At 40.5% G+C, this 12314-nt stretch carries 11 protein-coding genes; 4 read left to right on the forward strand and 7 right to left on the reverse strand.

The window, feature by feature from the left end:
• Nucleotides 1-44 precede the first annotated feature (44 nt).
• Nucleotides 45-1280, reverse strand: coding sequence for an LL-diaminopimelate aminotransferase (locus FD725_RS28540; RefSeq protein WP_179051237.1), 1236 nt, complete (start codon nt 1278-1280; stop codon nt 45-47).
• Between the two features lie 26 nt (nt 1281-1306).
• Nucleotides 1307-2542, reverse strand: a complete 1236-nt coding sequence (hpnI, locus tag FD725_RS28545) for a bacteriohopanetetrol glucosamine biosynthesis glycosyltransferase HpnI (protein ID WP_306296889.1) — start codon at nt 2540-2542, stop codon at nt 1307-1309.
• Between the two features lie 141 nt (nt 2543-2683).
• Here hpnI and FD725_RS28550 point away from each other — a divergent pair, with 141 nt between their 5' ends.
• Entirely contained in the window at nt 2684-4324 is a 1641-nt protein-coding gene (locus FD725_RS28550; protein ID WP_179051238.1) for a cyclic peptide export ABC transporter, read from the forward strand.
• Between the two features lie 2 nt (nt 4325-4326).
• Entirely contained in the window at nt 4327-4698 is a 372-nt protein-coding gene (locus FD725_RS28555) for a DUF2237 family protein (RefSeq protein ID WP_179051239.1), read from the forward strand.
• A 242-nt stretch (nt 4699-4940) separates the two neighbouring features.
• On the opposite strand, the gene FD725_RS28560 is transcribed toward FD725_RS28555, so the two are convergent.
• The gene (locus FD725_RS28560) at nt 4941-5729 is read right to left on the reverse strand and encodes a DUF1868 domain-containing protein (RefSeq protein WP_179051240.1); all 789 of its coding nucleotides are present in this window, start codon (nt 5727-5729) and stop codon (nt 4941-4943) included.
• Nucleotides 5730-5959: 230 nt separating this feature from the next.
• Between FD725_RS28560 and holA the strand changes: the two genes are divergently transcribed.
• Both holA and FD725_RS28570 read left to right on the forward strand, forming a co-directional pair.
• The gene (gene holA / locus FD725_RS28565; RefSeq protein ID WP_179051241.1) at nt 5960-6949 is read left to right on the forward strand and encodes a DNA polymerase III subunit delta; all 990 of its coding nucleotides are present in this window, start codon (nt 5960-5962) and stop codon (nt 6947-6949) included.
• Nucleotides 6950-7117: 168 nt separating this feature from the next.
• The gene (locus tag FD725_RS28570; RefSeq protein ID WP_256871803.1) at nt 7118-7558 is read left to right on the forward strand and encodes a DUF4168 domain-containing protein; all 441 of its coding nucleotides are present in this window, start codon (nt 7118-7120) and stop codon (nt 7556-7558) included.
• 237 nt (nt 7559-7795) lie between these two features.
• Here FD725_RS28570 and FD725_RS28575 read toward each other — a convergent pair whose 3' ends face one another.
• The 4 genes from FD725_RS28575 to FD725_RS28590 form a co-directional block, all read right to left on the reverse strand.
• Nucleotides 7796-8662 carry a DUF4435 domain-containing protein gene (locus FD725_RS28575; protein ID WP_179051243.1) on the reverse strand — a complete coding sequence of 289 codons (867 nt, stop codon included), beginning with the start codon at nt 8660-8662 and terminating at the stop codon, nt 7796-7798.
• Nucleotides 8659-10008 carry an AAA family ATPase gene (locus FD725_RS28580; protein WP_179051244.1) on the reverse strand — a complete coding sequence of 450 codons (1350 nt, stop codon included), beginning with the start codon at nt 10006-10008 and terminating at the stop codon, nt 8659-8661. The genes FD725_RS28575 and FD725_RS28580 overlap by 4 nt, the downstream gene beginning before the upstream one ends.
• A 155-nt stretch (nt 10009-10163) precedes the next feature.
• Entirely contained in the window at nt 10164-10361 is a 198-nt protein-coding gene (locus tag FD725_RS28585; protein ID WP_256871804.1) for a hypothetical protein, read from the reverse strand.
• 379 nt (nt 10362-10740) lie between these two features.
• Complete coding sequence (locus FD725_RS28590) at nt 10741-12234, reverse strand: hypothetical protein (protein ID WP_179051246.1); 1494 nt, start codon at nt 12232-12234, stop codon at nt 10741-10743.
• Between the last annotated feature and the right edge of the window lie 80 nt (nt 12235-12314).

Consider the following 12314-nt stretch of genomic DNA (forward strand, 5'->3'; position numbering starts at 1 on the left):
AATTTATTTAACCACAGAGACACGGAGACACAGAGTTAAGAGATTTAGACTACAAAATCATTGGTGATTCGTTTCATGGCTTCCTCCACATTCTCGCGGCTATTGAATGCAGAAATACGGAAGTAGCCTTCACCCGCCGCACCAAAGCCTGAACCGGGGGTTCCTACCACATTCACTGTATGCAGCAGTTTATCAAAGAAATCCCAACTAGAAAGACCATTGGGCGTTTTTACCCAAACATAAGGTGCGTTCACTCCACCATAAACGGCTAATCCCGCAGCTGTGAGTTGCTCACGGATAATTTTGGCATTTTCTAAGTAGAAACTAACTAGCGCTTGTACTTGTGCTTGTCCATCTGGTGAATAAACTGCTTCGGCTCCCCGTTGGATAATGTAAGATACGCCATTAAATTTGGTAGACTGGCGGCGATTCCATAGTTTCCACAGTTCGACATCAGAACCATCACTGGCTTTTGCTGTCAGGGTTTTAGGGACAACGGTTAAGGCGCAACGAGTGCCGGTAAAACCTGCGTTTTTCGAGAACGAACGAAACTCAATGGCTACTTCCCTGGCTCCGGGAATTTCGTAGATGGAGTGGGGAAGAGAGGGGTCGGTGATGTATGATTCGTAGGCGGCATCAAAGAAAATAATCGAGTTATGCGCTTTGGCATAATCTACCCATGCTTGTAGGTGTTCTTTGCTAGCTGTTGCGCCTGTGGGGTTGTTGGGAAAGCAGAGATAAATTAAATCGACTTTTTGGGTGGGAATTTCGGCTGTGAAGTTGTTCTCGGCTGTGACTGGGAGATAAACTAAGCCAGCAAACTCGCCTTTTTCGTTAGCTGTACCAGTGTGTCCTGCCATGACGTTGGTGTCTACATAGACGGGATAAACAGGGTCGGTGACAGCGATAATGTTATTATTGCCAAAGATATCGAGAATATTGCCTGTATCACATTTGGAACCGTCAGAAATGAAGATTTCTGTAGCGTCTATATCGGCTCCTCGTGCTTGAAAATCTTCAGCCGCAATTTTTTCTCTTAACCAAGCATAACCTTGTTCTGGGCCGTAACCTTTAAAAGTTGCGCGATCGCCCATTTCAGCTACAGCCTGAATCATCGCCGTGCGACAAGCTTCTGGCAATGGTTCGGTGACATCGCCAATACCCAAGCGGATGATTTTAGCATCGGGGTGAGCTTCGGCAAAAGCATTGACACGCCGCGCAATTTCTGGGAACAGATAGCCAGCTTTGAGTTTGAGGTAGTTGTCGTTAATCGTTGCCATACTAAAGTTAAAAAACTGCCTAGATATTACGTTAGTTTAGGGACATCTGGTGCGATCGCTTCTAACTTACCACCTTTAATCAACCTGAGTCTGCGTCCGCGCCACTCCAAGGTGTTACCCATAAAGCCGTAACACCACAGGGCAAAGCTGACTAAATCCCGTACGGGGACTAGCCATAAAAACTTCCTGGCTACTTGATCTTTTAAACCCCAGACCCCAACAACCCAAGCGAGGATCAGTCTAGTCGTCCAGGTGAGAAATAGCATCAACCAACCCACAGATGCACCAGCCGTTACGAGCAAAAATAGTAAGCTGATGGCTGTACCGTGGGTAAAGATTAAACCTAGATAACCCCAAGGCCGAGAAACTCTGGTGCAGCAATTCCAGCGTGTTTGCCGTTGGATGAGATCAGCGAAACTAGCTGTAGCGATCGCATGATCAATCACATAGTCGGAAAGTACGACATTATAACCTATCTGAGTCGGTAAGTAACCAAGTTGGAAATCATCGGCTAAATAATCAGCGATAGCAGCAAATCCCCCAATTTCTGCTAAAATCGTCTGCCGGATAGCAATGGTGGGGCCAAGGGCAAAATACATCCCTTCCAGCTTCCTAGCGACGAGAACCCCAACGTGATATTCTGTAGATATCCCCACGGCTTCTAGAATTGCCACCCATCCCCGCACCAAGGGACGATACAAGCAAGTAACTACACCTACAGATGGCTCTTGCATCGGCTGGATAATGTGCCGTAGATAATCAGTGCCGACACGGATATCACTGTCTGCCAACAATAACAGGGAATGTTTAGCTTGGGCTTGGGCGTTAGCTAAGTTGCTGACTTTCAGGTTAGTACCAATGGTGCGATCGCTAATCACTAAACTAATATCTACATTGGGAAACTCAGCGATAATTCTCTTGACTACGTCCACACAGGGATCATTTTCATCGCGGACACCAAAGATGATTTGATACTCCGGATAATCCTGTTGGCAAAATGAAGCAAAGTTTTCGTAAGTATCAATATCCAGTCCGCAAATTGGCTTTAAAATACTCACAGGTGGATGAAAATCGGCATTTATCTGGGTTTTTTGGGAAAAGAATTCTCTCGCTGCATAAATCCCATAAGAGTAATAGCCAATGGCAAAGATGCAAAGCATCAAAAGCAGGAAGTAGCAGCCAACTTGTAACCAAGCCGAGTAATCATCAGGAATTAACAGCATTTGTGCAAGTTTATCAGTGCTTAAATAGGGAAAGTGCATATTTCTCGATCTAGTTACCTTGAGTAAATCATCTACAATCTGATCAGTGCATATACTCAGTTGCCACTTACCTGCAATAATTTGAAAAACACTCAGCCGTCTTGGGGAGAGTGAACTAAATTCAGTCGCCACTAAATCTCTATGAATCTCATTTCCTTTCTTTTGCGCTCCTCTTGGCAAATTGTGACAATCGCCATTGTCACTGGATTCTTGAGTGGTGGTAGTAGCGCTGGACTAATTGCCCTCATTAGCAATGCGGCGACTCTCAAATCATCTGAACGACTCATATCTCTAGCTTTAGCTTTTGCTGGGTTAGCAATTATTGCACTCTTTACTAGTATCATTTCACAACTGATGCTGATTCGTCTCTCGCAAAATGCTGTGTTGCAACTGCGAATGCGTTTGAGTCGGCAGATTCTCTCCTCCGAATTGAGCCATCTAGAAAATTTAGGCAATTCCAAATTATTAGCAACTTTAACCGAAGATATACAATCAGTTGCCAATGCAGTTTATCAGATGCCCACGCTGTTTATTAATCTGGCGATTGTTTTAGGTTGTTTTGTCTATATCACGTGGCTATCTTGGTTAGTATTAGTGATGGTGATTGGTTTGGCAGTGGTGGCGATCGCTAGTTGTAAATGGCTATTAAATAGAGGTGATAAATTATTAGCTTTGGCACGGGAAGACGAGGATCGATTGTTTCAACATTTAGGCACAATTACCACAGGTATTAAAGAACTCAAGCTCAACTATAAACGGCGGCAAGTTTTTTTAGAAAACAAATTACAAGCAACAGCTACAGATTTTCGTCATCATAATGTTGGTGGGTTAACTTTTTTTGCCATCACTTCTAGTTGGGGACAATTAGTATTCTTTTTCGCGTTGGGTTTTGTCTTATTCGCCTTACCTCATGTGCTGACAATGAACCCACAAACGCTGTCAGGATACATATTGACTTTTACTTATTTGGTGTTGCCAATGGACAACATCATTAGTAAACTTCCTCTCTTAAGTAAAGCCAGTATTGCTTTGCAAAAAATCGAATCTTTAGGTTTATCTTTAGCTAGTCGCTCGGAAGAAGTGGAGATTAAACCACCTCAAGTTGATACTGCTTGGCACAGTTTAAAATTTCGTGGTGTCACCCATACTTATCATACAGATAGAGAAGACAATAGTTTTATTCTCGGCCCGCTTGATTTAACACTATATCCTCAAGAAATTATCTTCATTGTTGGCGGTAATGGCAGTGGCAAATCTACCCTAGCTAAATTGATCACCGGATTATATATTCCTGAAAACGGCGAGATTTTACTGGATGGTGAACAAATTAATGCTGAGAATCGGGAATGGTATCGACAGTATTTTTCTGTAGTTTTCTCTGATTTCTATCTATTTGAAGAACTACTAGGCTTAGAAAAAACTAATTTAGATATGCAAGCCGCCAAATATCTCCAGCAACTGCAACTTGACCATAAAGTGAAAATCACAGATGGTAAACTTTCGACTACAGCATTATCTCAAGGACAGCGTAAACGCTTGGCTTTGCTGACAGCATATTTAGAAGATAGACCAATTTATCTATTTGATGAATGGGCAGCAGATCAAGACCCAGTATTTAAAGAGATATTCTACACTCATCTATTACCAGAACTGCGCGATCGCGGTAAAACAGTGCTAGTAATTAGCCATGATGATCGCTATTTTCATCTGGCAGACCGGATAATCAAATTAGACTACGGCAAAATTGAGTATGCCAAGCAGTTGAAAGAATTAAGGAAGTAAAGATGGCACAGGCAAAAAATGTAATCGGCACAGACTTAGAAATTTGCTGCACTTCCCCCATGACTGGATTTTACCGTGACGGCTTTTGTTCCACAGGTGCTTACGACACAGGAATGCACGTTGTCTGCGCCCAAGTAACAGCAGAATTTCTCGAATTTACCAAATCACGCGGTAACGACTTGAGTACACCCTACCCTGAGTATAACTTTCCCGGACTCAAAGTGGGCGATCGCTGGTGCTTATGCGCCGCACGTTGGCAAGAAGCCCTAGAAGCCGGCGTAGCACCACCAGTCATCCTCTCTGCTACCCATGCGAGAGCATTGGAGGTTTGTTCTTTAGGGGATTTGCAAAAATATGCTTTGAGTGGGGAGTGAGGGAGTAGGAAGGGGACAAGGGGACAAGGGGAAAATACTTGTATACTCACATCTTGCACCTAGCCCTAGCGATTAGAAATCGCGGCTATACAAACTAAGTCCGCCTACGCGGACTAACACAAAATCAAGGTTTTGAAACCCGCGCAGGCGGGTTTTGCCTGTGTAGCCGCGACTTCCAGTCGCCTGGTGCAAGATATGAGTATAGGTTCTTTCCCCCCATCCCCCCATCCCCCCATCTCCAATTAAAATGCCAAACTCGGCCAGTCTAGCTCACGATAATAACGTGTCATATCGTCAAACTTCCGCAGTTCTACACGATGGATGAGAAATTCGGGGATTTCTGAGAGCCACTTTTGATTAAACTCAGACAGGACGTTACTTAGACTACTCCTATCTAAATCTGGTGCAATTTCCCCAAAATAACCCAGTGTGATATGGGCTGTGAGGTGATAGTGTTGTTCGATACCCAAAGCTATTAATTTGGAATTTTGATAAATTGTGCGGCGGAATTTGATAATCTGCTCGTAGGAGTGTTCATCTTTGGGTACTAGACAAACACCGACTGCTCTCGGCATCACGACTAATCCAAGCATCTGCCAAGAAATTGGTTTACTTGCAGATGTCAGGGATTGTTGATACTGTTGCAATATTTCCGCGATACAAGTGCGTAACTGTTGTTCAAATTCAGGATTTTTGTCACAAGCATCACGGTAAGCACTATCCCAAATCAAATCTGCTAGTGTGAGATGGAAGCTAGCCGCAGGTACAGGGACAATCAAATCATTGGCGATCGCTAATCCTAAAAGCTCCTGCTGATATGCTTGTAACATGGCATAGAAGCCAGAGTTATCTGTGTCTTCTGCCCCCGATGGCGTAATTAGACTATAGCCAGGAAAAGGTGCAGCTTGTCTAATTCCTGAAGACGGCTGAAACTTATAAGACTCCTGGATATGCTGGACTTGGGATTTGTAGGCTTCCGGTAGCGTCATTCTGGCTACCCGATTTAGGTAAGTTTGATAATTATCGTCCAATCTGTATCGCCTCGCGTTCTCATTAAATAGATTTTAGGGAAAATAACCCCAGTTAAGAAAGTGATTTAAAAGGTCAATAGTCATTAGTCATTAGTCATTAGTCATTGGTTATTAGTTAGCACTCCCTCACTCCCTCACTCCCTCACTCCCTCACTCAGCACTCAGCACTCATCACTCTCTCACTCAGCACTCATCACTCCCTACTCACCACTACCTAAATTTATCAAACTATGCCAATTTACATTTACTGGGGTGAGGACGACTATGCAATCGAGAGAGCAGTAGTCACATTGCGCGATCGCATTCTTGATCCCTTGTGGACTAGTTTTAACTATACTAGTTTTCCTCCAGAACAAAGCGATGCAGCCATTGCTGCCCTAAATCAAGTCATGACTCCCGCCTTTGGGGCTGGGGGGAGGTTGGTTTGGCTGATGAACACAACTCTGTGCCAAAATTGCCCAGAAAATGTGCTAGCAGAACTGGGGCGTACCTTACAAGTCATTCCCGAAAATTCGTTTTTGTTGCTCACCTCTCGTAATAAGCCCGACGAACGGTTAAAATCGACAAAATTATTCAAGCAATTGGCGACAGAGTTCCGAGAATTTCCTCTCATCCCCCCTTGGAAGACTGAGTTATTGGTACAAGCAGTTAACCAAGCTGCTCAAACTGTAGGAGTGAGACTGACACCCCAGTCGGCGGCAGTGTTAGCAGAAGCTGTAGGTAATGATACCCGTCTCCTTTACAATGAGATAGAAAAGTTACGTCTTTATGCCATAGAGCAAAATCGACCTATAGAAGTAGATACTATTACCCGCTTAGTGAGAAATACAAATCAGAATAGTTTACAGCTAGCCGCAGCCATAAGAGTTGGTGATACAGGCAAAGCTTTAACTATCTTGGCTGATTTGATTAATGCTGCCGAGCCGGAATTGCGGATAGTTGCTACTCTAGTCGGTCAATTTCGCACATGGTTATGGGTAAAATTGATGGTAGAAAGTGGTGAACGTAATCCAGGTGCGATCGCTCAAGCTGCTGAGGTTGCTAATCCTAAACGCATCTATTTTTTACAACAAGAAGTCCAATCTATTTCTCTACGACAACTAATTTCTTGTTTACCATTATTACTAGAACTAGAAGTCAGCCTCAAGCAAGGCCGTGCAGAATTATCCATACTACAAACTAAAGTCATAGAACTTTGCCAAGTCTGCCGACGCAACTGATTAAATATGTGACACGGTGTAAGGCCGATGATCATAAATATTTTCACAGTGATTACTAGTTACTGGAACTTCTTACTTCTAAAATAATTCCAAGTTGTTATATCGCTCCGTTGCTGCCCTGTGTCACGTATTATGAAAATAGTTTTTTACTCACTTTGCCGAACTAGTATGTCAAAAAAACTTGCCCAAACCTTGTTTTTTAGCATTTTTACCAGTGCTAGTTTGGTGTTTAGTACGCTTACCTGGAATTTCAAAGCTGACGCTCAAACTCAAACATTTAACAATACTGAGATTACCAACTACGCTCAAGCAGTGTTAGCAATGGAACCTGCACGGCAACAAGCTTTTGGGGAAATCAAAAAAATCATTGGTGACAGAGATATTCCCAAGATTGTCTGTAACGATCCCAAAAGTATGAACAGTTTACCAAATAAGGCTAGAGATATTGCCGTTAATTACTGTAACCAGTCTCAGAAAATTGTTGGTGATTACGGTTTAACTATCGACCGTTTCAATCTCATCACGATGGAAGTTCAAAATAACAGCACTTTAAAAAGACAGCTTTACAAAATCTTAATTCGTTTACAAAATGATTCTAAACCTCAATAGTACAAATTTGCATTCAATCTTGCATAAGATAATAATTATCAAAAAAATAAGTAAGATAGCGTAAGGAAACCCAACACCAAGATCCTTACTGGGTTTTTGAGAGCGATGTTGGGTTGCGCTGTGCTATCCTACGGGAACTCCACAGGAGTACACCCAACCTACATTTAATGCTTAATCTCCATTCGTGGTTTTAGATTTGCACAGTATAGAAAAAATAAGTATCTTAGCCGCAGGGAACTATAATTCATTTTGCAAAACTTTAAATGGCTGATTGTTACTTTCCCATATGCTAATTGACGAATACATCTGCGTCTTACAAAAGTAAACTGCTTCGTATGCCAACCGTAAATTACGCTCAAGACTGTTAGGTTCAACATCATTAGCTTTAGCGGAACCAATCGTCTTACGTAAGCTGAGAGACAATATTTCAACCAAGTCATGACCACAACAAACTTGCCAAGGATCATGGTTGCTACTTTTTTGTTCCATTAGCCGTTTTTGTAAGTCTTTGGTTTTTAACGCAAAAGCTTGGGATTTATTCTTCACTTCTTCGATTAATCTAACTTCATTAATTTGCAGTGTTTGCTCGTCAATAAATCTGCTAAATATCAGTCCATCAAATGTTAAGTTTAATCCATCAATTTGAGATATCCAAAGAAGATATCCAATGGATATGCCAGCTTCCAGCAATGCTGTTCTTATATCTCTATCAAACTTAGTAATTTTCTCCTCTGAAGCAAACTCAGTAATTACCTTGTCAAGAGCAGAGGATTTGAGCAGCATAGTTTCCAGATCATGAGTATCTGTACGAATTAAGTTATGGCTCTTATGCAGTAAAGTTCCCAAATGATCAAAATCTGCATCAACAATTGCTAAAACTCCCTGAAAATTTGACCTCTCTAAAATATTTAGAACTTCAATCACACGAAGCTTGCTAGATGGTTTACCTGAAACACTAACTAATGCACACGCTAGTTTGTCAACAAAGCGTTCATAGAAAATCTTATCTGAACTACCTTCAACTAATAGAAAAGTTCCCAAGAAAGTACTGCGTCGTAGTCGAATTGCGTTAGCCTCACGATCAACTGAAAGGTAGTCCCTCATTTTACAGGCCCTTTCAGTTCCACTGTCAAATCCCAACGATCTTGAATAATATCTGGTGAATGAGTAGCCATTAAAATATCCAAATCTGCCAGCTTTGTGATTTCTTGTAAATCTTTTAAAAACTGAACTTGCCATCCCACATGAAGTGATAGTTCAGGTTCATCTATTAGGACTAGAGAATTCGGCTGAACCTTAAATAGTAGCTCATAGAGAAGCACTAACTCATGCTGCTCACCAGAGGATAAATCTATTGGGGAAAGAGTATCTCTATTAGAGGAAGAAGGATGATAAAGTGTTTTGAAAACAAATCCTTTTTCCTTATTAAAATTCATTTCTTTATAAGAATAAGCAAATTTATTATTAATAATTCTCCTTAAAAGCTCAATCTTGCTAGCAATTTCGCTAAAGACACTTAGCTTCTTTTCTACATCCTCAACATATACTGACAAAATATTCTTGGTACTTTCATCTATGAACTGAGACTGGATTTGAAAGTCTGAATTTTCATCCTTATCTAATAAACCTACTTCTATAAGACGAGAGCGAGTCTCTTCAAGTTCATCTAGCTGATGACGCAGTTGTTCACCTGTCAAATCAGAAGATGGTTGTTTTTGCACTACTCTTGCAGGAAAAGTCCTATCAAGAGATTGAGAAGTTGTACCATATTCAGCAAGCTTAGATTGAATCTCTTGTGCAAGTTCACTGGAGTAGGCAGAAACAGTTGGCAACATTGAACGTGTTCCAGAATACAATCTTGGAGAACGATTAGCAACAAAGTTTAGTAAACGTTGTGATTCTATGAGACGAACATGAATATCATTTTTCAACTTTTCTAACCACTCAGGTTCTTCTCGTGATTTGGCTTTTGAAGGCAAAATATCTTCAAACCGATCTATAACTTCGTTTAAAGAAAGATTTTCACCGGTAGGAAGGTAATGCCAAAGTTTAGATCCTATGCGGCGAAGTTCAGGTATTATGTCATCCAAAACATCGAATGGAAAGTCGATATCTGGAGGATTTTTTGTTCCTTTTAAGGAAAAATACTCTTTTTCTGAATTAGGTTCATAAAAATAAAAAGTTATATCGTCTTTTTTCTCCAGATTGTCAGAATTTTTTACGACTTCTACACTACAATCATTGTCAAATACAACTCTAAATCGGCTAAATGGAATAGTCCGAAACACTGAGTATCGAGAGTTGAAGAATCCATTTAACATCCTCAGAATTACTGTTTTCCCAAAACCATTTGGGCCATGAATAATGGTAATTCTCTCATTCATGTTCAAGGGAATTACATGATCAAAAATTCCAAATAGACCACTAACGGATATTTGCTGAATTTGCATAATTTTTAAATCCCACAGCCATAGGCTTTATAAATTTAAATTTTAACCTCTACCTGTCTGACAAGCTGATGACTGGGGTGTTGTTAGCGATCATAATCATGAATGTGAGTTAGTTGGGTTATATTTACTACTACTAAATCATACTTAATCAAGAATTATTTTTCTAAAAAGTTTTTCACATTGAAATTTGACGTACCTTCCCAACAATGATTTAAACAAGCATTGACTTGAGCGTCAGCCGCATCAGCTGATTCTCTAGAGGCATTAAGTTGCACTGCGGTGACAATATACTCAAAGATAATAACAAACTGTTTTTGTGGGGAAATTCTCTCAATCACAATTGTTTCACCCACTCGCGGAATTTGTGGTAACTGGACAACAAAGGTTTCAATTTTAGGTTTATCCAGTGGATTCTTAAAATTGAAGTATTTACAATAAACAAGGATTTTCACGCAGACAAAAACCAATAATAATAATAAGGAGTCAGAATACAGGAGTCAGAATACAGAATACTCTACTCATCAAAGATATAGAGTTTCAAGGCAAGAATATTTTAATTTTTTTGGACGTAGTACGGTTTTAAACCAATATTCATTACCCAGTCGTATAGAATTCATGCTGAATTCTGACGACTGACTCCTGAATTCTATTTAGATAATTCAGGAATCAGAATTATAACGTAAAAAATGGTGATATTTGAGTAGCTTTTACCTTCTGGCTGATTTTACTAGCTTACTTACCTCGCCACAGACTTTGCCACCACTGAAAAATCTCACCTAAGATTTCTTCTAACCAGAGCATACCACGGTCTAGCCATTCTAGAACTTTTTCTAGTGGGTGCTTTTCATAACCTAAGGATGTTGCTGTTGTTTCTATCCAGTCTGGTTTTGCTTCTACTTGAGTTTCTTGATTAACTTGCTGTTGGGAAAGATAAGTTTCAATTTGTTTGGGAGAGATAATTTTGCTAAATGTTGTGTGGATTTGAGTCAGATGACGATTGGGTTGTTTTTTTTGTGGGGAACTAGATGGAGTTTTTGGTTTTGGTGCAGTTAATTTTCTTTGACTAGATGGCCAAGTGGATGTAGTGGAGGCGATACGGGGGTTAATTTTGGGTGATGGTGGAGTTGTTTTTGTGGGAATATTGTCAGAGTTAATGTATAAGTCATGCCACTCTAACCAAGGATCATCGGAAAAATGGCTATTGAGTAATGGCTGTTCAAAGAAACTTGACTCTAGTTGTTTATCTCTACCTACACCAAAAAAGTAATTTACTGCGGCTTCAATTAAAGCAGCAATATTTAAGTTTTGCGTTTCTAAACCATCAGGCTTAACTGTGATTTCTCCTCTCACACCCGCTTGTTCTTTACCATAGATGAAAATATGTAATTGAGTCTGAGCAACTCTCACTATTTCCTGGCTGCGTTGTTGCACAGGTAAGATAGTCTTAGCTTCTAATTTAGCGAAAGTATTATCGATAAATGTAACTATTTTGTTTGGTTGCCAGATTTTTTGAGGTGGAGTGAGTAGAGGAGTCTGATTTGTATTGTTACCCGTTAATTTTGTTAATATTCTAGCGATTTCTGGTATTAGTTGTGATGGTTGATCATCACCTACTTCTTGTTTAATTCTGGCTGCGAGTTTTGCTTGTTGTTGTGATGATAGAATATCTAGAATTTGGTTCTCTATACTGACCAAAACTAATTGGCGATCGCTTAAATCTGTAGCGATTCCTCTGACTATTGGCAGATGATGCTTGAGTGTGCTTGGTGGTACTACTGTTGTGTCGGGAACGGTTAAGGACTGGGAAAGGTTTGAGTTATTTGGGGAACGATGGAAAAATTTCGCCTTCAAAAACTCCCAAGTCTGAAAAATTCGGGATTTCTTGGAGGTAGTAACGCTGGTTTCTGCTGATGGGAGATTTTGAACAATTTCTAGGACTCGCTGAATTGATGTATCGGCAGTTGAGTGAGATGGGGTTGATAAGTCGCTATCATGAGGCTGTAGTGTTGGTTTTCCTTGTGGTTCTTTGGTGTCTAGCTTTTTCACAGATGAATCATCTGAGTATAAAAACAGATACACCGGATAAAGTAGTGCTTCTACACCCCACTTGGTAGCAACTTGCAAATACCGCAAGGTATTGTCCAACTTTTGTGTCAACCGCCGAGATTGCTGATTGACAAAGTTAAAGATTCTGCTTTGATAACGACCTGATGAACCAGATGACATGGTAATAATTGATGAGTTTGAGCCTTGTTGATTTGTGAGACTCCCGCCAAACAATGTAATTGAAGAATACAGAAGTCAAA

Origin of the sequence: Nostoc sp. TCL26-01, from assembly GCF_013393945.1 — a bacterium.
Classification (GTDB): domain Bacteria; phylum Cyanobacteriota; class Cyanobacteriia; order Cyanobacteriales; family Nostocaceae; genus Trichormus.